This is a genomic window from Streptomyces sp. NPDC055103, from assembly GCF_053607625.1.
Map to the genome: position 1 here is coordinate 23864 of NZ_JBSGTX010000065.1, position 26284 is coordinate 50147.

23 protein-coding genes and 2 pseudogenes are annotated in these 26284 nt (G+C 72.8%); 15 read left to right on the forward strand and 10 right to left on the reverse strand.

From position 1 onward, the window contains the following. Positions 1–6: 6 nt before the first annotated feature. Genes ACWFR1_RS31445 through ACWFR1_RS31475 form a run of 7 tightly spaced genes read left to right on the forward strand, consistent with a single transcriptional unit; the run spans position 7 to position 6268 of the window. Positions 7–1395 carry an MFS transporter gene (locus ACWFR1_RS31445; protein ID WP_453557204.1) on the forward strand — a complete coding sequence of 463 codons (1389 nt, stop codon included), beginning with the start codon at positions 7–9 and terminating at the stop codon, positions 1393–1395. 11 nt (positions 1396–1406) lie between these two features. Continuing rightward, positions 1407–2642 (forward strand): ATP-grasp domain-containing protein, encoded by a 1236-nt coding sequence (locus ACWFR1_RS31450; protein WP_453557206.1) that lies wholly within the window; start codon positions 1407–1409, stop codon positions 2640–2642. Between the two features lie 24 nt (positions 2643–2666). Then, positions 2667–3011: a hypothetical protein gene (locus ACWFR1_RS31455; protein WP_453557208.1), complete on the forward strand. Its 345-nt coding sequence runs from the start codon at positions 2667–2669 to the stop codon at positions 3009–3011. A 56-nt stretch (positions 3012–3067) separates the two neighbouring features. Then, positions 3068–4039, forward strand: a complete 972-nt coding sequence (nudC, locus tag ACWFR1_RS31460) for an NAD(+) diphosphatase (RefSeq protein ID WP_453557210.1) — start codon at positions 3068–3070, stop codon at positions 4037–4039. Further along, complete coding sequence (locus ACWFR1_RS31465) at positions 4002–4487, forward strand: rhodanese-like domain-containing protein (RefSeq protein ID WP_453557212.1); 486 nt, start codon at positions 4002–4004, stop codon at positions 4485–4487. The genes nudC and ACWFR1_RS31465 overlap by 38 nt, the downstream gene beginning before the upstream one ends. Positions 4488–4489: 2 nt before the next feature. After that, on the forward strand, positions 4490–5677 hold the full coding sequence (locus tag ACWFR1_RS31470) for a DUF6421 family protein (protein WP_453557214.1): 1188 nt from the start codon (positions 4490–4492) through the stop codon (positions 5675–5677). 6 nt (positions 5678–5683) lie between these two features. After that, a complete protein-coding gene (locus ACWFR1_RS31475; protein ID WP_453557216.1) occupies positions 5684–6268 on the forward strand; it encodes a GOLPH3/VPS74 family protein in 585 nt (194 codons plus the stop codon). A gap of 198 nt (positions 6269–6466) precedes the next feature. Here the strand turns inward: ACWFR1_RS31475 and ACWFR1_RS31480 are convergent, their stop codons facing one another. Further along, positions 6467–7630, reverse strand: coding sequence for an esterase-like activity of phytase family protein (locus ACWFR1_RS31480; RefSeq protein ID WP_453557218.1), 1164 nt, complete (start codon positions 7628–7630; stop codon positions 6467–6469). Between the two features lie 241 nt (positions 7631–7871). On the opposite strand from ACWFR1_RS31480, the pseudogene ACWFR1_RS31485 reads away from it, so the two are divergent. The 5 genes and pseudogenes from ACWFR1_RS31485 to ACWFR1_RS31505 form a co-directional block, all read left to right on the forward strand. Continuing rightward, a pseudogene (locus ACWFR1_RS31485) lies at positions 7872–8651 on the forward strand (Tat pathway signal sequence domain protein); the annotation flags it as partial. Continuing rightward, positions 8637–9362: a discoidin domain-containing protein gene (locus ACWFR1_RS31490; protein ID WP_453557249.1), complete on the forward strand. Its 726-nt coding sequence runs from the start codon at positions 8637–8639 to the stop codon at positions 9360–9362. The pseudogene ACWFR1_RS31485 and the gene ACWFR1_RS31490, both read left to right, overlap by 15 nt. Before the next feature lie 241 nt (positions 9363–9603). After that, on the forward strand, positions 9604–9738 hold the full coding sequence (locus ACWFR1_RS31495; RefSeq protein ID WP_453557220.1) for a hypothetical protein: 135 nt from the start codon (positions 9604–9606) through the stop codon (positions 9736–9738). 95 nt (positions 9739–9833) lie between these two features. Then, positions 9834–13100 (forward strand): lantibiotic dehydratase, encoded by a 3267-nt coding sequence (locus ACWFR1_RS31500; protein WP_453557222.1) that lies wholly within the window; start codon positions 9834–9836, stop codon positions 13098–13100. A 264-nt stretch (positions 13101–13364) separates the two neighbouring features. Continuing rightward, positions 13365–14663, forward strand: a complete 1299-nt coding sequence (locus ACWFR1_RS31505) for a lanthionine synthetase C family protein (protein ID WP_453557224.1) — start codon at positions 13365–13367, stop codon at positions 14661–14663. 68 nt (positions 14664–14731) lie between these two features. Here the strand turns inward: ACWFR1_RS31505 and ACWFR1_RS31510 are convergent, their stop codons facing one another. The 9 genes and pseudogenes from ACWFR1_RS31510 to ACWFR1_RS31550 form a co-directional block, all read right to left on the reverse strand. Further along, positions 14732–16186, reverse strand: coding sequence for a LuxR C-terminal-related transcriptional regulator (locus tag ACWFR1_RS31510; RefSeq protein WP_453557226.1), 1455 nt, complete (start codon positions 16184–16186; stop codon positions 14732–14734). Between the two features lie 124 nt (positions 16187–16310). Beyond that, complete coding sequence (locus ACWFR1_RS31515) at positions 16311–17186, reverse strand: SAM-dependent methyltransferase (protein WP_453557228.1); 876 nt, start codon at positions 17184–17186, stop codon at positions 16311–16313. 15 nt (positions 17187–17201) lie between these two features. Continuing rightward, positions 17202–17672, reverse strand: a complete 471-nt coding sequence (locus ACWFR1_RS31520; RefSeq protein WP_453557230.1) for a hypothetical protein — start codon at positions 17670–17672, stop codon at positions 17202–17204. 64 nt (positions 17673–17736) lie between these two features. Then, positions 17737–18882 (reverse strand): annotated as a pseudogene (locus tag ACWFR1_RS31525) (GH3 family domain-containing protein); the annotation flags it as partial. Beyond that, positions 18879–19526 (reverse strand): hypothetical protein, encoded by a 648-nt coding sequence (locus tag ACWFR1_RS31530; RefSeq protein WP_453557232.1) that lies wholly within the window; start codon positions 19524–19526, stop codon positions 18879–18881. The gene ACWFR1_RS31530 and the pseudogene ACWFR1_RS31525, both read right to left, overlap by 4 nt. Continuing rightward, the gene (locus ACWFR1_RS31535; RefSeq protein ID WP_453557234.1) at positions 19523–20839 is read right to left on the reverse strand and encodes an acyltransferase family protein; all 1317 of its coding nucleotides are present in this window, start codon (positions 20837–20839) and stop codon (positions 19523–19525) included. Before ACWFR1_RS31535 ends, ACWFR1_RS31530 begins: the two co-directional genes overlap by 4 nt. 4 nt (positions 20840–20843) lie before the next feature. Next, positions 20844–21059, reverse strand: coding sequence for a ferredoxin (locus ACWFR1_RS31540; RefSeq protein WP_453557236.1), 216 nt, complete (start codon positions 21057–21059; stop codon positions 20844–20846). Further along, entirely contained in the window at positions 21056–22267 is a 1212-nt protein-coding gene (locus ACWFR1_RS31545) for a cytochrome P450 (RefSeq protein ID WP_453557238.1), read from the reverse strand. Before ACWFR1_RS31545 ends, ACWFR1_RS31540 begins: the two co-directional genes overlap by 4 nt. A 209-nt stretch (positions 22268–22476) precedes the next feature. After that, entirely contained in the window at positions 22477–23154 is a 678-nt protein-coding gene (locus ACWFR1_RS31550; RefSeq protein WP_453557240.1) for a TetR/AcrR family transcriptional regulator, read from the reverse strand. A 139-nt stretch (positions 23155–23293) separates the two neighbouring features. Here ACWFR1_RS31550 and ACWFR1_RS31555 point away from each other — a divergent pair, with 139 nt between their 5' ends. From ACWFR1_RS31555 to ACWFR1_RS31565, 3 genes are all read left to right on the forward strand, one after another. Beyond that, a complete protein-coding gene (locus tag ACWFR1_RS31555) occupies positions 23294–24775 on the forward strand; it encodes a DHA2 family efflux MFS transporter permease subunit (RefSeq protein WP_453557242.1) in 1482 nt (493 codons plus the stop codon). Positions 24776–25113: 338 nt separating this feature from the next. After that, entirely contained in the window at positions 25114–26151 is a 1038-nt protein-coding gene (locus tag ACWFR1_RS31560) for a methyltransferase (RefSeq protein ID WP_453557244.1), read from the forward strand. Positions 26152–26191: 40 nt separating this feature from the next. Beyond that, on the forward strand, positions 26192–26284 hold a 93-nt coding region (locus ACWFR1_RS31565), incomplete at its 3' end, for a biotin carboxylase N-terminal domain-containing protein (protein WP_351219746.1).

Genomic DNA, 26284 nt, shown 5'->3' on the forward strand with positions numbered 1-26284 from the left:
GGGACAGTGACCACCACCCTCGCACCCGAGCCGATCTGGCAACGACTCGGCATCCCGCGGCTGACGGGAAACGGCCGGTTCGTCTCCGCGAGTCTGATCGACAGCCTCGGCACCGGGCTGATCATGGCGTTCACGCTCGTGTACTTCGCCCGGACGACCTCGCTCTCGGTCACCGCGATCGGCGCCGCGATGACCGTCGCGCGGCTGCTCGCGCTGCCCGCGTCGATCGTCGTGGGCCCTCTGATCGACCGGTTCACCGCCCGCAGGACGGCCGCGTGGGGAAACCTCGTGTCGGTCACCGGATACCTCGGCTTCCTGCTCGCCCACTCGGCCTGGCAGGTCGTCGTGGTGGTCTTCCTGGTGCAGGTGGGCCACACGACGTACTGGACCTCCAGCAGCGGTCTGGTGGTGCTGGCCTCGCCCGAGGACCGGCGCACCAGCTGGTTCGGGTTCATGACGGCCCTGCGCAACACGGCCATGGCCCTCGGTGGCGCGCTGGCCGCCTTCGCCTTCACGCTGGGCGAGGGCACCGCCCTGCACGCCATCGTGATCGGCAACGCGGCCAGTTACGTCCTGGCGGCGACCCTGCTGTTCCTGTGGCGGCCGGCGCGGCACGAACCGGACGCGCCGGACGCGGCGGAGGCGCCCGTCCCACCGGTCGAACCGGCCGCGTCGCCGGCCCCCGGAAAGGCGCCCGCCACCGGAAAGGCGCCCGCCACCGGAAAGGCACCCGCCACCGGAAAGGCACCCGCCACCGGAAAGGCGGCGCCACCGCCCCGGGCCGGATACGCCACGGTCCTGCGGGACTTCTCGTACACCCTGCTGATCGGCGTCAACGCCACCCTGGTCTTCGGCCAGATGCTCATCAAGGTGCTGCTGGCGATCTACATCGTCGACGCCCTGGAGCTGCCGGCCTGGACCGCCGGCGCCCTCATCGTGGTCAACGCGGTGCAGGTCTCGCTCACCCAGACCCTGGTGTCCAAGCGGACCGAGCAGGTCCGGATGACCCGGGCCATCATGCTGGCCTCGGTCCTCAACGCCGCCGCCTTCGGCCTGTTCGCGCTGCTGTACGCGGCCCCCGACGCGGTTGCCTACCTCGGACTGTTCCTCGCCATGGTGGTCTTCACCCTCGCCGAGGTCATCGCCTTCCCCGCCATCGAGACCCTCAGCGTCTCGATGGCACCCCGCCACATCCGCGGCCGCTATCTGGCCACGTACCAACTGTCCTGGACCGTCGGCGAGATCGCCGCGCCAGGTCTGCTCACCTTCCTGCTGGCCCGCGGCGAGATCCTGCCGATGCTCTTCCTGCTAGGGCTGAGCCTGCTGGCGATCCCGCTGCTGCTGGCACTGGAACGGCGAGCCCCCACCCCATCGACGATCGGAGAGCCCGCATGAGGACAGTCGCCGTGATTTCGACCCGCGGTTTCGGGGTGTTCCGCCACGATCTGCTCGTGGCGCCGGACCAGGTCCGGTTCGTGGGCATCTTCTCGGAACAGGACAGCGCCAACGTCTCGGAGACCGAGCGGGCCTACTTCCACAAGATCCACGTGGTGCCCTGCGGCCTGGCGGAGCCCTCGTACACCGAGTCGTCGATCGTCGACCCGGCCGCCACCCGGGCGCTCGTCCGCGAGCTGGCGGCCGAGACCGGCCCCGGCGACCTCACCCTGCACTGCTTCGACGAGCGGAACCTGCTGCTCACCGCCGAGCTTCGGGAGGAGTTCGGCCTCACCGGACCCACCTACGAGCAGCTCCTGCCCTACCGCGACAAGTGCCTGATGAAGGAGAAGCTGGCCGGCACCGGACTGCGCGTGCCCCGGTTCGGCCTCTTCGACCAGCAGGCCTACGCCACTGACCCGGCCGCCTGCCTGGACCGGATCGTCGCCGACGTCGGCCTGCCCTTCGTCCTCAAGCCGGTCGACGCCGCCTCCGCCGACGGCGTCTACAAGATCTTCGAGCCGGCGGAGTTCTTCGCCCTGCCGCGCGACCTCGGCCGCAGCTACGAGTACGAGGAGCACATCGACGGCACCATGTTCAGCGTCAACCTGGTCGTCAAGGACGGCGAGACCGTCTTCGGCGGGGTGACGGAGTACCTGGTCAACTCCACCGAGGTACAGCGCGGCCGGGTGAACGCCGACATCAACCTCATCGACTCCGACCCGCGGGTGCCCCGCATGATCACCTTCGCCGAGACGGTCCTCGACGCGCTCGGCAAGCTGGACGGCGCCAGCCACCTGGAGCTCTTCCACACCAAGGACGACGAGCTGGTCTTCCTGGAGGTCGGGGCGCGCTTCAAGGGCCTTGCCGGGCTCGCCGCCATGCAGCAGAACTACGCCGTCGCGCTGCTCAACCTGGCCTTCGAGATCGAGGCCGGCCTGCCGAGCCGGCCCTGGGACCAGGAGCAGATGTACTGCTTCGACGCCGTCCTGCCCAAGCGCCCCGGCATCGTCTCCGAACTGGTGCTCCCCGACGTGGAGAGCGAGGTCGAGATGAAGTGGAAGGTACGGGTGGGGGAGGAGATCAAGCAGGGCGCCTCGCTCATCGACAACGGAGGCACCTTCCTGGTGCGCAACCACGACTACGCCGCCCTCTACCGGGACTTCGAACGACTCGCCTCGTACGAGCCCATCCGCTACGAGAACTAGCGCACGCGGAGAGGGAGGACCTTCATGCCCCGCAGACAACGCGAGGACGTCGACATCGAATCCGTCAGTGCCGCGGTGGCGCGGATCGTGGACGCGGACCAGTTCGACCGTTGGTTGCTGGAGCTCCCGGACCACGTACTGGTCGCGGTGGCCGCGCCGCTGGAGATGCTCGGCTTCCACCACCACCTGACGCCACGGCAGGACCTTCTGCTGATCAGAGCCGCGCGGGTGGTGTGGGACGCTGTCGCCGACCTTCTGGGCGACTGCCCGGACGACCTGGCCGCCGAGTTCGCGCAGCTCGGCGCCGCCCTCGTGGACCGTTCCGTCCTCGTGGACCGTTCCGTCGCGGGGCGTGGCGGCCAGGAGTGAGCCGGCCACGCCCTGAGCCCCGGCCCCTGCCGGGCAGCGACGACGGGAGCTTCACCATGCATTACGCCGGACTCGAACTCGACCGCGCCGGAGAGCGGCGCGCCGACACCGCCTGGATCGCGTCGCTCGCCGACCGGCCCGGCACCCGTGTCGTGCCGCTCTGGCGCGACCAGTGCCTGGTGCGCGACGGCGCGCCGGTGATCACCGGCGCGGCCGGGGCGAGGGCGCTGCTCGACACGGCCCCCGAGCCGGTGTTCCTGGGTCTCGACGGCGACGCCGCCGTCCTCGCGGCCGACCTGTCGGCCCTGTCGGAGGACGAGGCGCTCGCCCTGGCCGGCGCGGACGCGGTGCGGGACGTCCGCGCCCTGGTGGCCACGATCGGCGTCGACGAGGCGGGGCTGCTGGCGTACGCCAGGGGCCTGACCCACTGGAACCGCAACCAGCGGTTCTGCGGCGCCTGCGGCGGAGCCGCCGAGAGCCGCGACGGCGGCCACCTGCGGGTCTGCCGGGCCTGCGGCAAGCTGCTGTTTCCCCGGATCGAACCGGCCGTGATCGTCCTCGTCGAGCAAGCCGGCACACCCCGGCGCTGTCTGCTCGGCCGGCACGCCGGGGCCGGACCGGAGGCCTTCAGCACCCTCGCGGGATTCGTCGAGATCGGCGAGAGCCTGGAGGACGCCGTACGGCGCGAGGTCTTCGAGGAGGCGGGCGCCGTCGTGAAGGACGTGGCCTACCAGGGCTCCCAGGCCTGGCCGTTCCCGGCCGGCCTCATGGTCGGCTTCCGGGCCCAGGCCGTCGCGGACACCACGGCAGTCGACGGCCAGGAACTGGTCGAGGCCCGCTGGTTCACCGCCACCGAACTGCGCGCACACATCGAGGCCGGTCACGGCTACCGGCCGGACTCCATCGGAAAGCTCCTCATCGAGAGCTGGATTGCGGAGAACACGGATGAGAACACCGACGAGAACGACGAAGGAAGTACCGCCCGCGGGCGTGCGCGAAGCCCAGAACGGAGCCAGACCGGACGCTGACGTCAGACCGGGCCCGGAGGCCGTCGTCGTCCCGGCCCTGCGCGCCGCCGACTCCCGCGTCCTCGGAATTCCCGCGGCCGACCCCGAGACCGCCCTCGGCTACTTCCTCCGGGCCCGGCTCGCCTGCGAGACCGACCCCTACGACGTCCACCACGACCTCGCCGCGGGCGTCGGCGGCTTCGTCCTCGTCGACGCCCGCAGGACGGCGGCGTACGAGGAGGAGTGCCTGCCCGGCGCGCTCTCCCTGCCCCACGCCGAACTGACCGACACCGTGCTGAGCGGGCTGGACCCCGGTCCGGTCTACGTCACCTACGGCTGGGGCCCGGCCTGCAACGCGGGCTCCAGGGCCGCCGCGAAGCTCGCGGCGGCCGGCTTCCGGGTCAAGGAGATGATCGGCGGCCTGGAGTACTGGAAACGGCAGAACCATCCCACGGAGACGAGGCGGTAGCGGTGTCGATCGAGATCAAACTGGTCATCGACGAGGTCAACGAGATACGCGGCCGGATCGCCAAGGGGACGGATGTCACCGGCCCGCAGTTCCTCGCGGACCTGTTGGGGCAGTTGGAGGCGTCCGAGCACCTGCGCCATCAGCCGGTCGTCCGCGCCTTCATGGCCGACCTCCGGGCCGACGCGCGGAGGGACACCGGTAGGGACGTGTCCGGCGACGCCTCCTCGGACGTGTCAGGCGACGCCTCCTCCGCTGATGGCCCGCCGCGCCTGCTGCGCACCAAGGAGCACATCAACGCCGAGCGCGACCATCACCTGTTCTCGCTCTTCAACGCCACGTACTTCCCGCGGCTCTCGCTGGACTACCTGACGTACGACACGCTGCCGACCGATCCGCACCTCGCCCGGCGCTACGGCAGCAACACCATGCCGGTCAACATCACCGCCTGCTCGGACGGGTTCACCTCCCGGGTGGTCGTCGCCCTGTTCCCCGAGAACCACATCGACGGCCGGCAGGACCCCGACGACCTGATCTTCTACTTCATCAACAAGTTCGTCGAACGGCACAACCGCATCACCCGCAAGATGATCGACGAGGTCATGGCGCCCGGTAGTTTCCCGCGCATCCAGGGGGCCGACGACGACGTCGTCGAGGCGGCCTCCTCCTGGTGGGTGCGGCTGCACGAATACCACCACCGGCAGGGCGACATGCCCATCCCGGACTACCTGCACGCCAAGAAGCTCAAGCCGCTCGCCGGCCTCGAAGAGCTCCGCGTCGACGTCTCCTCCATGCTGGTGTGCCTGAACGACCCCGAACTCCCCGCCGACTCGGCGCGCGCGGCGTACGAGTACATCCTCGCCGAACGACTGCTGCGGTACGCCGTCGAGGGGATTCCGCGCCCCAACTACGACGCCGTGGCTTCCCAGTTGCTGTTCAACTACCTGTCGGAGCACGGCGGCATCGCGCTGCGGGACGACCGGATCCACCTGCTGCCCGACCTGCCCGCGGCGCTGGCGCGGTTCCTCGGCGAGATCCAGGCGATCGAGCAGCGCATCCACACCCAGCCGCTGGCCGAAGTGCGGTCCGCGCTCCTGGAGTTCACCAACCAGTTCACCGATCACGACGAGGAGGCGGGGGACTACCGCCACATCCCGTTCTTCGCCGAGGTCAAGCAGCGGCTGGGAGTCTGACCGGCGGTGGCCGGACCGTCCCGACGCAGGTCCCTGGCGGCCGAGCTGGTACTGGCGGCGAGCGGGGGCCCGCTGCGCTCGTCGTGGCGGCAGACCGAACTCGGCTTCGCCACGGCGGGGGCGGCGCTCCACGAGCTCGCCCGCGCGGGACGGATCGCCGTGTCGCCCGACGCGGTGTTCGCCCACAGCGCGGAACGCTGCCCCGACCCCGTGGCCGACCGGCTCCTCGAGCACCTGCTCCTCGCCGGACGCGCGCTCGGCCCACGGGAGTGGATCGAACGGCTGGGCCCGGAACTGCTCGACCTGACCCGGGCGGAGCTGATCACCCAGGGCCTGGTCGTGCAGGTGCGACGACGCGTGCTCGGGCTCTTCCCCGTACAGGAGTTCCTGAGCACCGGCGCGCCTGCCGCGGCGCCACGCGACGAGGTGGTGTCCGCACTGCTGCGGGCGATCCGACACCACGTCCCGGCACACGGCCGGCCGGGCCGGGCCCCGGACGCGTACGGCCCGCCGGGGCCGGCCCCGGACCCGATCACGGACGCGGTGGCGTCGGCGATGTCGGCGGCCTGGTTCGTGCTGGCCACGCCCTAGTGGACCGGTTCGGAGATGCTGTCGCGGCAGCGTGCGAGAGACCTGCGGGACGCTGAGGCAGCGGGTGTGGCCGACTCGCGTGGTGACCGCGCGGCCGTGGGCGGGGGAGGGAGCGTACGGGGCAGGTGGTCGTGCGCCGGTTGGGTGGCGTCCGTGCGCGTACCCCCTGGCTCCGTCCCCCGGTGGTCGCTTCCCGGGTCAGCGGAGGGCGAGTGCGACGATCTGGGTCACCGCGTCGTCGGCGAAGTTGTCGTCGCTGACGAGGACGAGGGTCTTCTCGCCGGAGGGGAGGGTGGGGCCCCAGGTCATGCCTTCGGTGTTGTCGACGGTGGACAGGTCCAGGGTGTGGAAGTCCGCGACGAGCTTCTTGCGCATGGGTACGACGGGCCGGTCGGTCAGGGAGTCGACCGCCTTCACGTCGGTGGCGCCGCGCGTGGTGGCGTCGTACAGGCGGATCTTGTATCCCGAGCCGGCGACCCAGGTCCGCTCCAGCACGAGGTAGCGGTGGGGGTCGTCAGGGAAGGCGAGGAGGGACGGTACGCCGGTGTCGGGGCCCCAGGGGCTGTCCGGGTCGGACTCGGCGAAGATCTTCTCGATCGGGTACGCGAACTGTCCGAGCACCCGGCCGTCGCGGGTCTGCCGCGTGACGCGGACGAGCGCGCCGTGCGTCGTGTCCGGCACCGGGCCGTCCTGGAGCAGCGGGCCCTCGATCGCGCTGGTCACCACCCTGCCGCGGGCGCCGAAGGTGAGTGCCTCGACGGACTGGTTCCGGCGGGGGCCGCGCTCCGGCGTGATCGTGTAGTTGTCCGGCAGGCGCAGGTTGCCGGAGTGGGCGCCGTCCGGCGCGGAGATCTCGATGGACGGCTGGATCACCGGCGGGCCGGCCACGGCGGGCCGGTCGCCCTCCTGGCCCCACCAGTACTGGCAGTCGAGCGGGTCGACGCGGATCTCCTCCGGGTCGACGGCCTTGCCGTCCCCGAGGGCGGGCGACGGGTAGACCGACCCGTTCGGCTGGAGGAAGGGGTGGGTGCCGGTGAAGTCGACGGCGTGCACGCCGCCGGCGTCGACGTTCAGCTTCGCGGTGTAGAAGCGCGCGGGCTGGAGGAAGGAACGGTCGTCGCTGATGAACACGTACTCGCCGGTGCACCGGTCGCGGTCGATGCCGGACAGGCCGCCGACCGTGGTGCCCTGGAAGTCGAGCTTGTGCGGAACGATCTTCTCGCCCAGCAGGCGGGCCTGCAGCGCGCGCCCCGACTCCGGCTTGGGGCCGCCGTGTTGGGGCGCGGCGACCACCGCGGGGGCCAGCGTGGACGTCAGGAGAAGTGCCGCGGCGCAGGCGCGGCGGACCAGGGAGGCGTTCATGCTGTTGATCATGGCCCGGCGTGCGCCCGTCCCGCAGTCACCCATGCGGGTATTCATTCCGCGCCGGCCGGGCGCATCCCCCGGATGGTCAGCCTGCGTTCGGGGAGGTGAGTGAGGGTCAGGTGGTTGGCATGGGGCGTGTGGGCGGGGGAGTTGGCGCATTGTTTGTTAGGAAGCTTTACTGACATCTTTTCGCCGGGCAGTATGGTCCGTACCTGACAACCTCACCTGGGGGTGGCGCATGTCGTACGGACGCTCAACCGCGGTCCTGCTGGCCGCACTTGCTCTAGGGCTGCTCGGCCTCGGCCTTCCCTCCGCGCCCGCCGAGGCGGCTCCCGTCTGGACGCTCCGGTGGTCCCCCGATCCTGCCGTCCAGGGTCTCGGGGCCTTCGAGACCGTCGAGGACGACCGGGCTGATTCGCACACCGGGGCCGCTCCGCACATCAAGGTCGCCAACGGCGCCTATCGATTTGACATGCACATGGTGGATCGGGACACCTCCACCGACCGGCAGCGCCACGAGGTCACCGGCAACCGCACCTCGTCGTCGAGCCATCTGCAGTGGCGGCTCGGCGAGACCTGGCGGGTCACGTACTCCATGTACATCCCCAGCTCGCTGATGGCGACGACCAGCTTCACCCACATCATGCAGACCAAGCAGCCGGGCACGGGCACCTCCCCGATCACCGTGACGTCGCTGCGGCGCGTCAACGGCGTCCAGACCATCGAGCACAAGGTCTTCGCCGAGAACGTCCTGGTGGGCCGGACGAACCTGGAGCCCCTCCAGAACAAGTGGATCGACATCGAGTACGAGATCAAGATCGGCGACGGCACGGCCGGCGCCGTCCGCTGGGTGGTCAAGAGCGCGGGCACCACGGTCGTCGACGCGACGAAGACCGGCGTCGACACCTTCCTCGCCGACCGGGTCCGCCCCAAGTGGGGCATCTACCGGTCCCTCGGCGACACCTCGGACTCCCTCCGCGACACCTATCTGCTCCTGCGCGACATGCGCGCCTACCAGCAGACCGGCACCACCCCGGACGGCGACACCCAGGCCCCGACCGTCCCGGGCGGACTGCGGACGACCGGCGTCACGTCCACCGGCGCCTCCCTTGCCTGGAACGCGGCCACCGACAACGTGGGGGTGACCGGCTACGAGGTCTACCGCGGCACCACCCTCGTCGGCACCGCCACCGGCACCACGTACACCGACACCGGGCTCGCCGCCGCCACCCCGTACACCTACACCGTCCGGGCCAAGGACGCCGCCGGCAACCGCTCCGCCGCCTCCGCGCCCCTCTCCGTCACGACCGCGTCCGCACCCGGCACCGAGACCCTGCTCTCCCAGGGCAGGCCGGCCACCGCCTCCTCCACGGAGGCCGTCGGCTACGAGCCCGGCAAGGCCGTCGACGGCCAGAGCGCCACCCGCTGGGCCTCCGCCGAGGGCATCGACCCCCAGTGGCTCCGCGTCGACCTCGGCACCACCGCCGCGCTCTCCCGCGTACGCCTCGACTGGGAGGCCGCCCACGCCTCCGTCTACCGGATCCAGTCCTCCGTCGACGGGGCGACCTGGACCGACCTCGCCACCGTCACGGGAGGCGACGGCGGCACCGACGAACTCACGGTGGGCGGCGACGCCCGCTACGTACGGATGTACGGCACCCAGCGGGGCACCCCGTACGGCTACTCGCTCTACGAGTTCAAGGTGTACGGCACCACCGGCACGGCGTGAGCCCAGAGGGTTTCCCGTCGGGTCGGTGACATCGGTGACATCGGTGACATCGGTGACATCGGTGACGTCGGGGACATCGGTGCGGCTGTGCGGCTGTGTGAAGTCCTCGTCTTGAGAAGTCCTTAAGAGTGGGCTTAGAGCGCGTCGCCATGATCGGTCACGTCTTGTTGCCCGGCCGGTTCCGTGGTCACTCCGCGGACTCCGGACCGGCCGGATTCCGATGAAGGGACGCGCTGTGAACATGACCCCCGAGACCGAGTTCGACCTGGACCTCGACCTGAGCATCGTCATCGAGGACGCCCCCGCCATGGAGGCCAAGTCCTTCACGGGCACCGGCACCTGCCTCTCCTGCCCGGTGACCTCCTGGCACTGCTGATCCGACCGCCGGTGCCGGGCGGCGGGCCGTGTGCCCGCCGCCCGGCACCGGCTTCGGCACGGGCGGCGAGCGACGAGGACAGGGGGCTGGTACGGGTGAGGGACGACATCGCATTCGACGCCGTGGGGCCGGTACTGCTGCGGGCGGCCGTGCTCCCGCTGCCCGGCCCGACCGCGGGACCGGGCCGGGTCCCGGACCCGGCGGAGCCCGGCGCCCTGCGGGCCGAAGTGGCCCGGGCGGCCGCCGACCCGCTCCTCATGGCCGCCGTCGAACTGGCCAGCCCCAGCCTGGCGGGCGAGGCCCGCCGCGTGGCGGCGGGCGAACCCGTCAAGGAGCGACGGTTGCGCCGACTCGTCGTGTCCCTCGTCAAGTACCGGCTGCGGATGACCTATCGCGCCACCCCGTTCGGATACTTCGCCGGTGTCGCGCTCGCCGCCTTCGGCCCCGAACCGGTGCGGGACCTCGGTACCGGACACCGCAGCGTGAGCCGGCCCGACGCGGCCTGGCTGGACGCCGTCCTGGACGCGCTCCGCCCGCTGCCCGGCGTCCTGGAGCGCACCCGCCTGACCGCCAACGACCTGCGCACGGTGCGGGACGGCCGGCTCTTCCTCACCGACCGGTACGACGCCGAGGGCAAGCGGCAGCTGGCCCACTCCGTACGCCTGACCGGCGTGGTCCGCCTCGCGCTGGAGCTCGCCGCCGAACCCGTCGGCCGGACCGAACTCGTCGCCAGGCTCGCCGAGCGGTTCCCGCACGCCCCCGACGGCGCCGTCGAGCAGTGCGTAGACGGGCTCGCCCAGTACCACTTCCTGCTCAGCGACCTCACGCCGCCGCCCGACTGCGCCACCCCGCTCGACCACGTCCTGAGCCGCCTCCAGGGGTGGGAACACCCCGTGGCCGACATGCTCAGGGACGTCCGGCTCGCCCTGAACGCACTGGACTCCGCGCCGCCCGAGCGCCGCGCGCCCGCGCTCGGCGCGGCCTCGGACCGGATGCGCGCGCTCCACCCCGCCGAGGACGTCATCCAGTCCGATCTCGCCCTCGACGCCCGTCTCGTGCTGCCCGACGCGGTGGCCAGGGAAGCCGAGCGCGCCGCGCACACACTCTGGCGGACCTCGCTGATCCTGCCGGGGAGCCCGCACCTGCGCGCGTACCACCTCGCCTTCCTGGAGCGCTACGGAACCGACCGCGCCGTGCCCGTCCTCGAACTCCTCGACGAGGGGCGCGGTCTCGGACTGCCCGAGCCCTACCGCACCCCGGGCGCCGCCCGGTCCGACCCGCACCCCGACGCCGAGCGCCGCGACCGGATCCTCGGTGAGCTCTTCCTCGACGCCGTGCACGGCCGCCCGGACGGCGCCCGCGGCGCGGGCGGGGGCGCCGGCCCGGCCGAAGTGGTCCTCGACGAGGCCGCCCTGGCCGCCCTCACCCCCACCGGCCCTCGTGTGCCCCCCGCCTCCCTGGAGCTCGGGGCCGAACTCGTCGCGCGTGGCTGGGCGGAGCTCCGCGCGGGCGACTTCGAGCTCGTGCTCGGCGCCAACCCGGGCTCACCGCTGGCGGGAGCCACCTTCAGCCGCTTCGCGCCCGTCCTCGGGGCGGAGGCGGACCGGATCGGCGAGCTCGTCCGGCGGGGCGAGGGCGGCGGACGCGGCGAGGGTGGCTGGCTCGGCGAGGACGGCGGGCTCGGTGAGGACGGCAGGGTCGGTGACGGTGGCCGGCGTGGCGAGGGCGGCGGGCCGCGGGGGGAGACGGTCGCCACCGTCGTCCATCGCCCCCGGGTGATCCGCTCCGCCAACGTGGCCACCGTCCCGCAGTGGCTGCCGCACCGCATCGCCCTGGGCGTCGGCCGCCCGGCGGCGGGCCCGGACGCGCGGGGCCGCGGGGTGACCGACCTCCACGTGGCGGACCTGGCCGTGCACGCCGACCTCGACGGGCTGCGGCTGACCGACCTCACCACCGGGCGCCGCGTGCGGCCGGTGTCGTACTCGATGCTCAACCCCGCCACGGGACACCTTCCCCAGGTCGCCCGCTTCCTCCTGGAACTGGGCCAGGAAGGTCTGGACTGGTGCGTCCCCTGGAACTGGGGTGCCTGGTCCGCCGCCCCCGCCCAGCCGCGCGTCCGGCACGGCAGGACCGTCCTGTCGCCCGCCCGGTGGCTGCCGGACGACTCGGTGCGGCGGGCCGCGTCCTCGGACGACACGGACCGGGGATTCGCCACGGTGGTCGCCCGATGGCGCGAGCGCAGGGGAGTTCCCCGGCACGTGCTGCTGACCCGCGCCGACAACCGGATCGCCGTCGACCTGGACGACCCGCTCCATCTCCTCGTCCTGCGCGAGGAGTCGAAGCGGCCCCGGGGGCTCACCGTCGTGGAGCGGTACGGCGCGGGGCACGGCGACTCCTGGCTGACCGGGCCCGACGGGGCGCACGCCGCCGAACTCGTCCTCCCGCTGGTCGCCCGACGGGACCGGGCGGCCGTCCCCGACCGGACCGCGCCGCCCCGTGCTTCGGCGGCGGCCGCCGTGCCCGTGGCGCGGAGCGGCTCGGCCCCCCATCTCCCGGGCGGGGAGTGGCTCTACGCCAAGGTCTACGTGCCCGCCGCCCACCAGGCCGCCGTCCTGGCCGGCCGCCTGCCGGCGGTGGCCGAGCCGGCGTTGCTGGCCGCGGCGGGCGTCGACACCTGGTTCTTCCTGCGGTACGCGGACCCCGACGCCCATCTCCGGCTCCGGTTCCACGGCAAACCCGCACAGCTCTGGCCGGTGCTGCTCCCCGAGCTGAACCGGTGGTCGGGGGAACTGCGGGACGCGGGCCTCGCCCACCGGATGGTCCTCGACACCTACGACCCGGAGATCGAGCGGTACGGCGGCGCGGACGTCCAGGTCCACGTCGAGCAGGTCTTCCGGGCCGACAGCGAGGCCGCCGCGGCGCAACTGGCTCTGCCCTCCGGGACGGTGGCGGGTCTTTCGGACACCGGGCTCGCCGCCCTGGGCGTCCTCGACGCCCTCACCCGGCTCGGCGGTCAGGAGGAGGCGCTGGAGTGGCTGGGCGGTGAGCAGGTCCTTGCGCGGCGCGGGGACGTGCCGCGCGCCGAGAAGAAGGCGGTGGCCGAGCTGTTCGCCGACGGAAGGGGACCGGGGACGCTCGCCGAACCATGGGAAGCGCGGGCCCGGGCCCTCGACGCCCTGCGCGAGGCGCTGACCGCGACGGGCGGGGCGGACGCGCCGCTCCGGGCCCAAGTGGCCATGAGCCTGGCCCATATGCACTGCAACCGGTACCTCGGGATCCGGCAGGACGACGAGATCCTGGCCCACGCGACCGCCCGCGAGGCGCTCACGGTCCACCTCGGCCGGAAACGGCACGGGCGATGAGCCGGCCACGCCCGGAGGCCGGGCCGGGGCAGGCGATGGGGCCTCGCCCGGCGGTGGGGAAACGGCCGGAGGTGGGGCAGCGGCCGAAGGTGGGGCCGGGGTCGGCGATGGGGCCACGTCTGGCGGCTGGGCCGGGGGCCGGGGAGTCGGCTCAGCGGCGGGATGCCGCGCGGGAGACGGCGTACCGGGTCGGCGAGCTGCTGCGGGACCCGGTGCGGGTCGCCCGCGTCACGGCCGAGACCTTCGGCCGCGCCCGACGAGCTCATGCTGCCGGGGTGGCAGCCGGCCTCGCTCCTGCTCGGCCACGCGGGCATCGCCCTGCTCCACACCCGGCTGGCCCGGCACGACCGCGGCTGGGCCCCCGTCGCGCACGCGCACCTGGCCGCCGCGGCCGCCGCCACCCCGGCGGTGGGGCCGGCCGCCGCGGGTGACCTCCTCCTGCCCGCCCGGCTCCAGGCGGCGCGGTTCGGCGGCTACGAGCGGCTGTTGACGCGCTCCGCCGAGGTGCACGCGGCCCGGGTGGAGCGGAGCGTCGCGGGGCTGAGGGACCGCCTCGGCCGACACGGCCCCGGCCTCTCGTACCTGGACTACGACGCCGTCGCCGGTCTGGCCCGGCAGGGCCGCTCCCTGCTGCCCGACCTGGCCGGACCGGGACCGGTGGCCGGGAGAAGCGCGGAGGTGCTGGACGGGGTCCTGCGGCTCCTGGTCGACCTGACCCGTCCGGTACGGGTCCGGGGCCACGAGGCGCCGGGCTGGTGGTGCGACCCGGACCGCTACGTGGTGCCGCGTGACCGTGCGGAGTTCCCCGGGGGCGACTTCAACGTGGGCGTCGCCCACGGCATCGCCGGCCCGCTGGCGCTGCTCGCGCTGGAGGAACGGGCCGGACACGGGGTGCCGGGAGGCCCGGCGGCCCTCCGGCGCATGACGGACTGGGTGCTGGCCAAGGCGTGCACCGACGCGTGGGGCCCGTACTGGCCCGGGAGGGTCTCGTTCGAGGAGGAGACGGGGGGCGGCGCGGCCGGCGCGTGTACGGACGGGGACGGCGTCGCCCGGACGGCCCGGGCCGGCTGGTGCTACGGCGTCACCGGCATCGCCTGGTCCCTCCGGCTCGCGGGGGCGGCGCTCGGCGACGAGGCCGTGACCTCGCTCGCCCGGACCGCGATGCGCGGGGCCCTGCGGCGCCCGCTGCCGGCCGCGACGGCGGACGATCCGGGGGTGTGCCACGGGAGGGCCGGGATCGTCCACGCCGGTGCGCGCATGGCGGCCGCGACGGGCGACGGGGCCCTGTGGGCGGATGTGGACGAGGGCGTCGCGGCGCTGGTCGACGGCTTCGCCGAGGACGCGGCGTTCGGCTACCGGCAGCATCTGAGGACCCCGGACGGGGCGGTCGACCTGGACAGTCCCTCGCTGCTCGACGGCGCGGCGGGAGTCGCCCTGGTCCTGTCCTCCTACGCGGACGCGCGCGGGGTCGAGGCCCCCGAGGACGGCCACGACGTCGCCGGAGGCCGTGGTGACGCGTACACCCCGCCCGGCGACTGGGACGCGGCGCTCGCGATGAGCTGAACCACCCCGGTCCCCAGGCCCACCCGTCCGGCTGGGCGGGCGGGCCCGGGGACCGCGGTACGTCGTGCTCAGCCGGTCTCCGCCATCAGCCGGGCCAGCGCGGCGCGCGAACGGACGTTGAGCTTGCGGTAGATACGGGCGAGATGGGCGTCGACCGTGCGGGGACTGACGCTGAGCTCCTGCGCGATCTCCCGTGTCTTCTTCCCCACGCCCGCGATGTCGGCGACCTCCCTCTCCCGCACGGTGAGCGACGACAGCGGCCCGGGCCCCTCGGCCCCTCCGAGGAGTTCGGCGTGGAGCGCGAGGGCGCCGGCGTGGAGCCGCGCGGCGCCGGTGCTGTCGGCCAGCTCCATGACGTACTCCAGGAGGGACAGCGCCTCGGGCGTGCGGCCGTCGGCCGCGACGCAGGCGGCGGCGTGCGTCATCGCCCAGGCCTGCGCCCAGGTGGCGCCGAGGGAGGCGAACAGGCAGGACGCCCGCTGGTGGAGCAGGGCCGCGTCGGCGGGGCGGCCACGCAGCGCGTGGGCGCGGGCCATCGCGGCGAAGGCGCGGGCCAGCGGCAGCTCGGTGCCCTCGCAGGACCGCTCGGCCAGGGAGGCCCATTCGGCAGGGGAGGGCGTGGCCGTCGGCGCGGACAGCGCGGCGAGCGTCTCGTACACCGCGGGCCGCAGGACGGGCGGGATCCTCCGCAGTTCCGGCCCTCCGCCCGCGGTGAGCAGCGCGGAGACGGCCGTCGCGGCGTCCCCCCGCTCCCGCGCGTCGAGCGCGAGTGCCAGCAGGTCGGGGACCGCCGGGCGGTCAGGGGGCGTGGGGCCGTCGGGAGGCGTGGGGCGGCTGGGGAGCGTGGAGCGGTCAGCGGGCGTGGGGCGGTCGGGGTGCGCGCGACGCTCGGGGACCGTGGGGCGGTGGGGGAGCGTGGGGCCGTCGGGAGGCGTTGGGTGGTTGGGGAGCGCAGGGCGGCGGTCGGGGGACGCGGGGCGGTCAGTGGGCCTGGGGCCGTCGGGGCGGTCGGAGTCGTCCGGGCGACCCGACCGTCCCGCGGGGGCCACCGGCGGCCGTCGCGTACCGGCCAGGAACGTCGTGGACGTCTCCAGGAGCGCGGTCAGCAGCGGGAGTTCGGCCCCGCCCGCGTCCCGTACCGCCCGTGCGGCGGCCCGGGTCCTCGTGCGGGCCGACGTGACGTCCGACCACAGGTGGGAGAGGGCCAGCCCTTGATGGACGAGGGGCGACAGGGGGGTGCGGCCGGTGCAGGCGAGGGCGGCCGCGGCCCGTTCGAGGTGGCGGGCCGCCCGGGTGCCGAGCCCCAGGAGGGCCTCGGCCCAGCCGAGCAGGGCGGCGTACTCGGGGAAGCGGCCGGCCTCGGTCTCGGTGAGGGTGTCGAGCAGGGCGGCGCAGCCGTCGACGGCCTGCCGGGCCTGTTCAGGGGGCGACGTCAGGGCCCTGGCCAGGGCGAGGAGCGCGAGCGCGCCGGCCCGCTCCGTCCGGTCGGCGTGGTCGAGCGCGGCCCGCGCCACGAGCTCCACGCGGTCCGGGTCGGGGAGCCGGCCGGCGAGGAGGCGCAGTATCTCACGCTGGACCGACAGGGGTACGGAATCGGGCAGGGGAGCGGCGAGTTCGGTCTCGAGCCTCCCACGATGACTGCGTTCGTCATGCCCGGCCGAGACCTCCCGTGCGGCGGCCCTCGACGAAGAAGACCCGGCGCACCTCCTTGACCTCCCGGGGCGGCACCGGGTCCGGCCACCGTCCGAAGTCGGCCTCCGGGTCGCCCGGCTGCACGGCGCGGACGTCGAAGCCGTGCCGGGCGAAGAGCTGCTCGGGCTCGTCCTCGCCGAACACCCACGGGCAGCCCCAGCCCGCGAACACGTCGAGCAGTCCCCGCATGTGAGGGAGGGTCAGTGCGGCCGAGTTGACGATGTCGGCGGTGATGCGGCTGCCCGGGGCGGAGATGGCCGCCACCCGGTCCAGCATCCGGTGCACGTCCGCCTCGGGGATGTAGTAGAGCAGCCCTTCGAGCAGCCAGGTCGACGGCAGCGACGGGTCGTAGCCGGCGTCGATCAGCTTCTTCTCCCAGTCGTCCGCGGTGAGGTCCACGGCGACCGTGCGATGGTCGACCTTCGGCTTCACGCCGCTCAGCCGGTCGGCCTTGAAGGCGAGCACGGCGGGCCGGTCGACCTCGAAGTAGCGGATGTGCTCCGGCCAGGACAGCCGGTAGCCGCGCGAGTCCATGCCGGCCGGGGCGAGCACGATCTGCGTCATCTCCGTTTCGGCCGCCGCCCGTTGCAGGTACTCGTCGAAGAAGCGGGTGCGGATCGCGTTGTAGTCGGGGGTGCTCGGCAGCGTCCGCGGCCGGTCCGGCGGGAACGTCGCCGCCCGCACCTCGGCGAGCAGCCGCGGGCCGGTGTCGCCCACCAGCCGTGCCGCGTACGGGTCTTCGTACAGCCGGTCCTCGCGCAGGGTCTCGGCGGAGCGGAGCGCGGCCGTCAGCAGCGCCGTCCGCTCGACGGGGTTCAAGGCGTCGGTCATGTGCGTTCTCCTCTGTCAGACCGCGGAAGACCGGGTCAGTCGCTGCCACAGGGCGTCGTCCTGCCGGAACAGGCGGTCCTTCACCTGGGTCGGCCGGACGCCGCCCGCCACGGCCGTGTGCCAGTCGCGGTCGAAGGCGTCGGGATCGAGCAACCGCGTGCCGACGGGCCCGAGCCGGCCCTCCCGGCGGGCCGTGGCGTAGCCGGCGGACTCCCTCCCGAGCGCCGCGTCGAGCAGCTCGGAGAAGCGTCCGGTCTCCGCCGGGAACCAGGGCGTACGGGGCGACACCGCGAACCGGTAGCGGGGGACCGCCCCCGGGCCGGGCTCCACCCGGCAGGCGGTGTTGCGCAGGGTGAGCCCGGTGGCGTCGAGCGCGCTGCGCAGCGCCCGGATCACCTGGGCGTCGCGCAGCCGCTCCCCGGCGGCGTCGGAGCGGGTGGACCGGCCCGCGTACTCCACGCGCGGCACCCCGCCCGCGAAGTCCACGACCGACCACGTCGCCGACCGTGTAGCGGTAGAAGCCGCCGACGTGGCTGAAGACGACGTGGTAGTCCCGCCCGGCCTCCAGCTCCTCCGGCAGCAGGGTGCGGACGTCGGGCGTCAGGTCCTCGTCGGCCGGCACGAACTCGTACAGCGACGCCGTCGGCACGAGGCTGCCGGCCGAGCCGTGCCGGTCCAGGGCGACCCCCACCGGCCCCTCGGAGGCGGCGACCGGCGCCGGCAGCGCCCGTACGCCGACCCCGAACTCCTCCCGCAGGCCCGGGAGATAGAGCGAGGCCATGCCCGTCGTCCAGGCGAACAGCGCCTCGACGCGCGGCCACACCTGAGCGGGCCGCACCGTCCCGTGGTACGCGGCGAGCCGCTCCAGCTCGGCGGCCCGTTCCGGGTCCGGGGGGAGGTGCGGAACGCCGCCGACGGTGCCGTCGCGGACCTCCTTGAGGATCCGCGGCCACCACAGGTTCAGCTGGTACGGGACGGCGGCGACCATCGCCGGATTGATGCCCACGAGCGCGCGCAGGTCGCTCCGCACGGCCATGAGCAGCCGCAGGTACGTCTTCTCCAGGTGGTCGTCGGGTTCGACCGCCACCGGCAGCGTGCCCCACGGCGCACCGGTGCCCAGCTCGGCCGCGAGCGGCTCCCCGAACTTCGCCCCGAAGTCCACCTGGCTCGCACCGACATGAGGACGGCCGCTCGCCGTCGTCGGCGGCGCGGTGAGCGGGTCGTGCTTGAGGTTGAGCACCGCGTCCGGCCGGCGCAGCACCTCGGGGACCTGCTCGATCAGCGGTGCCCAGGCCGCGTAGTAGAACGGCAGGAACGTCGTGCGCATGAAGCGCGCGGTGACCGGGATCTTCTTGTGCGCCCCGGTGCTGCCACTGCTGGTGAAGTAGAGGACCGGCGCGTCCGCCGAGAGCAGGTTCGGCTCACCGGCCGCCATGCGCTCGATCAGGGGCGCGTGGGCCGCGTAGTCCTGCACCGGCACGGCCTCGCGGAAGTCGTCCACCGTGATGATCCGGCCGAAGTCGTGGCGCCTGCCGAACTCGGTCCCGGCGTTGAAGGCGAGGATGTCCGCGAGGACCCGGTCCTGATGGCCGCGCAGGTCGGCCCGCGCGGCGGCGAGCCGGTCGCGCTCGGCGAACACCCGCTCCCGGTAGCGGTCGCCGTGCCCCGGGTTCCGCCATACGTTCGTCGCGCTCACGCGGAGACCACCTCCATGACGGCCTCCGCGGCCCGCGCGGCACTGGGCTGTTCGTCGATCACGGTCACCGGCACGTGGCGCACCTCTTCGAGCAGTAGTTTCCGCAGGCTCTTCTGATAGCCCTCGAACGAGAACCACTCGGGGGTCTCGCCCAGGTACTCCAGCGGATTGAGCAGTTCACCGGCGCGGCTGCGCCGCCACGCCGTCTCCGGGGCGACGTCCAGGAAGACCACCCCGGCGGGCTGGGGGAAGGAGCGCCACCACGTGTACATCGGGTTGTGGCGGGCCCCGAAGATCCGGCACTTGGCGAGGATCTTGTAGTAGTACGAGTCGACGAGGACCGGGGTGTCCGGGTCCTGCGCCTCGATGCGGTCCTTGAGGTGGACCACCGCCGTCTGCAGCATGCTCGTCAGGAAGTCCATGGAGTAGGTGCGGCCGAGGCCCGGCAGCACGTCCCGGACGACCCCGCGCCGCAGGTCCCGGAGGAGCCCGTGCTCGGTGTCCACGAACCGGCTGTCGGTGGACAGCAGCCGCCACTGCGGCCATCGCTCGGCGATGTGGGCCATGGCGCTCGACTTCCCCGCGCCGTCCGTTCCGAGGAGGACGAAGAAGCGCTGGTCGGGCGCGGCCGTCACGGCCGTCACCGGGGCAGCGCGGACGAGGAGGGCGCACCCTGTCCGTCCCCCGCCGGTGGCGCGGACGGCGCCTCACCCCGCGGCGCGGGCACCGAAGGGGCGCCGGCCGTGGCGCCGACCGCCGTGCCGACCGCCGTGCCGGCCGTCGCCGAGGCGGCGGCGGGTTCCGGTCGGCGGTCGCGGCCGAAGCGGCGCATGGCGGGCATCTCCACGGCCCGGTACAGCCCCCAGGCGAGCACCAGCGCCACCAGGCAGAACACGGCCATGAGGGCGAAGCCCGCCGCCACCGGCCAGGTGCGCTCCCGCCCGCCGATCAGCTGGTGGCCGTACGCGATCACCGCGATGTGGACCATGTAGAACGCGAAGGAGACCTCACCCGTCCACACCATGACCCGGCCGCCCAGGAAGCCCGTCCGGCCCTCGGCGTCCGCGGTCGCGGCCGCCGGGACGATCAGCGCCAGCGGCAGGACGGTCGCGGCCACGAGCCCGTACTCCAAGGGCACGTACAGCGCCGTGACATAGCCGGCGAGCAGCAGCAGGGAGGCGGGCAGCACTCCGAGCCGGATCCACTTCCCGGAGAGCACGATCAGCGCCATCAGGATCCCGAGCGCGAACTCCAGGAGCCGCACCGGCGGGAGGAACGACAGGGCGAAGTGGTGCCAGGACGAGACGGTCGGGTCCCAGGGCAGCGGCGGCGTCCCCGGCAGTACGGCCCTGACGACGGCCGGCAGCGCGACGATCACCGCGACGGTCGCCAGCGCCCAGCCCCACAGCCGCTCCGGCCGGATCCTCGACAGGGCCCGCATCAGCCAGGGGAAGCTCAGGTAGAAGAGCAGCTCGCAGGCGAGGGTCCAGCTCACCGGATTGCCCGCCACCGAGTACGAGATCTCCGGCAGCCAGGCCTGGAGGAGGAAGAGGCTCGCGACGCTCGGCAGCCAGCCGTCCACGCCGTCCAGGTGCGGAACGGTCTCGAAGGGCGAGGCCGCGATGCCGGTGGTGACCATCAGCAGGACCACCAGGGCCCAGGTCACGAGGTGGTTCGGGAGGATCTTGGCGAACCGCCGGCGCCAGAACCGGCCCTTGCTGTCGCCGGGCCGCGCCGACCAGGCGAGGACGAAGCCGCTCAGGACGAAGAAGAAGGAGACGCCCACCCCGCCCGCCGCGCCGAAGACGAACTGCACGTCCTGGTTGAGCTCGGCGCTGCGGAACAGGCCGGAGGTGGAGATGTGGAAGAAGAAGACGAGCAGCGCCGCGATGCCCCGCATGCCGGTGAGCGTCGAGAGCCGGGTGCGCGGCGGGCCGGCCACGGACGGGTTCGTCATGGGGTCAGCCCTCTTCCCGTACGGTGATGGCGCCCGCGGGGCAGCAGTCGACCGCCTCGTACACCGCGCGGTTCAGCTCGGCGGGCGGGCGCTCGACGAGCAGCAGCACGCGGCCGTCCGTGTCGTCCTGGTCGAAGACCTCGGGCAGCGCCGCGGCGCACTGTCCTGAGCTGCAGCACTTGTCGGTGTCGGCGCTGAGCAGCAGGCGCACGGCGCTCACCACTCCACCGGCAGCGTGAAGAGCCCGAAGATGTTGCCGCCGTGCCGGAAGTCCAGCTCCTCCAGCGGCTTGGCGACCCGCAGTCCGGGCAGCCGGCGCAGGAGTCCGGCGAGCGCCGACTGCAGCTCGATCCGGGCCAGGGGCTGGCCCAGGCACTGGTGGACACCGAAGCCGAAGGCCATGTGGCGGTGCGCGTCGCGCTCGATGTCCAGGGTGTCGGGATCGTCGAAGGCGTCCGGATCGCGGTTGGCGGCGCCTGTCTGGAGCAGGACGCCGTCACCGGCGCGGATCGTGACGCCGCCGATCTCCATGTCCTCGCGGGCCACCCGCTGGAGCCCGGTGGGGACGATGCTCTGGTGCCGCAGGATCTCCTCCACGGCGGCCGGTACGAGGGCGGGGTCCGCGACGAGCTTCTCCCACTGTCCCGGCTGCCGCTGGAGCGCGAGGACGCCCAGACCGATCTGGTTGGCGGTCGTCTCGTGGCCCGCGATGAGGAGGTTGAGGGCCATCCCGGCCACCTCGTGGCGGGTGAGACGCCCGGGTGTCTCGTGGTCGGCGACGAGCCGGCTGATCAGGTCGTCACCCGGTTCCGCGGCCTTCTCGCCGGCCAACCGGACCAGGTACTGGGCGAGTTCGCCGAGGGCGGCGTTCACGTCCTCCGGCGCGGCCGTGGTGTCCTGCACCATCTGGCTGCGCTTCTGGAAGTAGCCGTGGTCCTCGTACGGCACGCCGAGCATCCGGCAGATGACCATCGAGGGCAGCGGCAGCGCGAACGCCTCCATCAGATCGGCCCCTGAGGCGTCGGCGGTCATCCCGTCGAGCAGCGCGTCCACGGTGGCGTCGATCTCGGCGCGCATGGCCTCCATGCGCTTGACGATGAACTCCTGAGTGAGCATGCGGCGTTGTGCCGTGTGCTCGGGGGGATCCATCCGGATGAAGGTGATGAGGGCCTCGCCGATCGCCTCGGCCTGGGCGGCGGAGAGGAACGGGAAGCCGCGGCGCCGGACGTCGGAGCTCAGTCGGGGGTCGCGCAGTGCCTCGCGGATGTCCGCGTGCCGGGTCACCAGCCACGGGCGGCTGCCGTCCCAGAGGGTGACGCGGCTGACGGGCTTGTCGCGACGCAGCTCGCCGAGGAGCGGGGGCGGGTCCATCGGGCACCCGGTGGCGGCGAGGGGGAATGCGGGGGCTTCGGACTCGGTGGCAGTCATCGGCACGGACCTCCGGATGTAGCGGCACTCTGCCGGCGTTCACGGACGTTCGCCCACCGTGCGCCCGGCGCGCCGCGACGGCGTTCGGGTCGCGGCGCACCAGGTCAGGGGTGCACGGGGTGGGGACGGTTGGTGACGCTATCCGGGGGTCTCGGGCCGATGCCAACGAAGTTGACGCCGACTTGTCGACTTCGCAAACCTTTGACGATTCAGTGCGTGGCGACGGCCTTCGCGGGCTCGGAGCCGAACGCGAGGAGGAAGGTGCGGACCGCGCTCTCCGCCAGCTCGCGGAGATCCTCCTCGGGGAGCTGCTCGGTGCCGAACCGGGACCGCGCCTCCACCGGCCCGGTGAGGAGCGCGATGAACTGCTCGGCCGCCTGTGCCGGGTCGGTGGTCCGGAGCCGGCCTTCGAGGGTGAGCCGCGCGAGCCGGTCGGCGAGCGCTCCGGTCACCCGGGTGGTGCCGTCGCCGCGGACGGTCTCCAGCAGGTCCGGGAAGCGGGCGACCTCGGAGTAGAGCAGCCGGCGCAGGGCCCACGAGCGGTCGCTGGAGTAGCACTGGAGCAGCCGCAGCCCGACGTCCTGGAGCGCGGCCCGCAGGTCGTCGCCGGGGTCGGCGAGCCGCTCGACGACCGCGAGGTTCTCGGCCTGCGCCACCTCGGCGGCCACCTCGATCGCGCTGCGGAAGAGGTTCGCCTTGTCGTTGAGGTGGTTGTAGACGGTCGGCTTGGCGACGTTCGCCTCGGTGGCGATCACCTTCACGCAGGCGTTCGCGTAGCCCTCACGCGCGAACACGGTGAAAGCGGCGTCCAGGATCGCCTGCCGCTTGTCGATGCGTCCTCGGGAGGTCCTGGGCCTCGACGCCGTGGTCGTACTCGCTCCGGTCACCCCCTCATCGTACCCTCGGGGGCGTCAGCTTGGACTCATGGGTTCAATTTTATGGACGTAGTGGTTGCATAGGTCTCTCGAGATCACTAGATTGAACCCGCTGGTTCAAATTAGCTCTGAGACTTCAACCGGAGAAGTGATGACGCAAGTACGGGATGACCGCCTGGAACCCGCACTGGTGCGGCTGATCGCCGTCATCCTGCTGGGCGGGATGCTGGGCATCCTCAACAGCACGATGGTGGCCGTAGCGATCGACCCCCTGAGCAAAGAGTTCGGCACCTCACTCAGCACCATCGGCTGGGCCTCCACCGGCTTCCTGCTGGCCGTCACCGCCATGATTCCGTTCACCTCGTGGGCGGTCGACCGGTTCGGCAGCAAGCGCATGTGGATCATCGGCCTCCTGCTCTTCCTCGGCGGCTCGCTCGCCTGCGCCCTGGCCTGGAACGTCGGCAGCCTCATCGCCTTCCGAGCCGTGCAGGGTGTCGGCGCGGGCATCCTCGACCCGCTCGTGCTCGTCCTCCTCGCGCGTGCGGCGGGCCCCTCCCGGGCCGGTCGTGTCATGGGTCTGATGGGTGTCGTCCTCTCGCTCGGACCGGTCCTCGGCCCGATCGCGGGCGGCGCCATCCTCGAGGGCCTGTCCTGGCGCTGGATGTTCCTGCTCAGCCTGCCCGTCGGCCTGATCGCGCTGTTCCTCGCGATGAAGGTCGTGCCGGCCGACCCGCCGCGCGGCACCGAGGAGCCCTTCAGCAAGCTGGACGTCATCGGCCTCGCCCTGCTCGGCCCCGGCTTCGCGGTGCTCGTCCTCGCCATGACCCAGTCCGCCGAGCGCACCGCGTTCGCGACCTGGCAGGTGCTGACCCCGCTGATCCTCGGTGTCGTGATGCTCCTCGGCTACGGCGTCCACGCCCTGCGGGAGCGCCGTGACACCCCGCCGCTGATCGACCTGCGGCTGTTCAAGAACACCAGCTTCACCGCGAGCGTCACCGTCATGACGCTGAGCGGCCTCGCCACCTTCGCGAGCCTGTTCGCCCTGCCCCTCTACTACCAGCAGGCGCACGGCATGGGCACCTTCGCCTCGGGCCTCCTGGTGACCCCGATCGGCCTGGGCGCCGCCGCCGCCATGCCGCTGGCCGGCAGCCTCAGCGACAAGATGGGCAGCCGGGGCCTCGCCCAGGGCGGCGCCGTCGTCGCCGCACTCGGCGGCTTCGTGCTCACCCAGGTCAGCGCGGACACCAGCGTGGTGTGGACCTCGATCGCCGCACTGATCGTCGGCCTCGGACTCGGTTTCGTCGGTGCGCCGACGATGGGCTCCCTGTACCGCACCCTGCCCGGACACCTCGTCCCCCAGGGCAGCTCCGTGCTCTACATGCTCAACCAGCTGGGCGCGGCGATCGGTATCGCCCTCGTCACCGTCATCCTCAAGACGATCGGCGGCACCGACGTGATGAAGGGCATCCACGGCGTCTACTGGTTCGCGATCGGAACCCTCGCCGTGCTGCTCGTCGCCACCCTCTTCCTGCCCGGGCGCATCGAGACCCCGCCCGTGGCCGTCGGGCCCCCCGGTGGCGAGCCGCAGGCCACCCCCGACCAGAAGTCCGCCGAAGCCCCCGCGTCCCGCTGAGGCCGGTCCGGCCCCCGGGCCGGACCCCCGTCCTCCCCCGAACCCCCGCGCCAGGTCTCAACCCCCGTACCTGGCGCGGGTCGACGCGCCCCCGCCCCGTGCCGGCCCCGTGCCGGCGCGGGGCTTCGGCATGTCCCGGTCGCCCCGCGCGCGCCCCGCCCCCGGCAGCCTCTCTGACGCGGCTCTGACATTGCCCTGACCTTCCGCGCGCATTTCCCGAAACCCTGAGATTCCTTCAAGAAGCCCTGAATCAAGGGCTACTGGACGGGGGGTCGAGCCAACCCAGACTGAGAAGGGCAAAGATTTCCCGAGTTCCGTTCCCAGGAGGGTCCCGGCACATGGACGCAACGAACACCCAGGAACCTCAGCAGCCCAACCCGGGCCAGGTCATGGGAATCCTGTCCGGCTACTGGCAGACCAAGATGCTGCTCGCCGCGACCGAATCCGACCTCTTCACCCACCTGTCGGGCACCTCGGCCACCGCGGCCGAACTGAGCGAGCGCCTCGGATACGTGATGCCCGGCGCCGGTGACTTCTTCCTCGCCCTCGCCGGCCTGGGACTGCTCGAATCGGAAGACGGCCGGTACCGCAACTCGCCGGCCGCGGAGACGTTCCTGGTGCGCGGCCGCCCCGAATTCGTCGGCGGATACCTCCAGTTCTGCGAGCGCGAGCTGAATCCGGCGTGGGACGGCCTCGGCCAGTCGCTGCGCACCGGAAAGCCGCACAACGCGGCGGCGGTCGCGGGCAGCAACCCGTACCACTCGCTCTACGCCGACGAGGAGGCCACCGACTCCTTCCTCGCCAGCATGGACATGTTCAACACCCCGATCGCGGCCCGCGTCGCGGCCCTCGACTGGAGCCGGTACGAGTCGTTCGTCGACGTCGGCGGCGCCCGCGGCAACCTCGCGTACCACCTCACCTCCGCCCACCCGCACCTGAAGGGCGGCGTCTTCGACCTGGCCCAGCTCGACCGGGCCTTCGACAAGCACATGGCGACGCTCTCGCCCGACCGGCCGATCACCTTCCACGGCGGCGACTTCTTCACCGACCCGCTGCCGGGCGCCGACGCGCTGATCTTCGGCCACATCCTGCACAACTGGGGCACGGAGGACCGGCTCAAGCTGCTGCGGAGCGCCTACGACGCGGTGCGCCCGGGCGGGTCCGTGATCATCTACGACCCCATGGTCAGTGACGACACCCCGCCGCTGTTCGCCGTCATGGCGAGCCTCAGCATGCTCGTCTGGTCGGCCGGCGGCCACGAGTACTCGGTGGAGGACTGCCACGGCTGGCTGAAGGAGGCCGGCTTCCGTCCGGAGACCGTCGGCCTCGCCAACTCCCAGGACGACGTCCTGATCATCGGCCACAAGGACCGCTGAGTCCCGGCTCTCCCTGTCGGCCGGACAGAAAGGCTCCGTCGTGCGCAAGGTGCTCATCGCCAACCGTGGCGAAATCGCTGTCCGTGTGGCCCGGGCGTGCCGGGACGCGGGTATCGGCAGCGTGGCCGTGTAC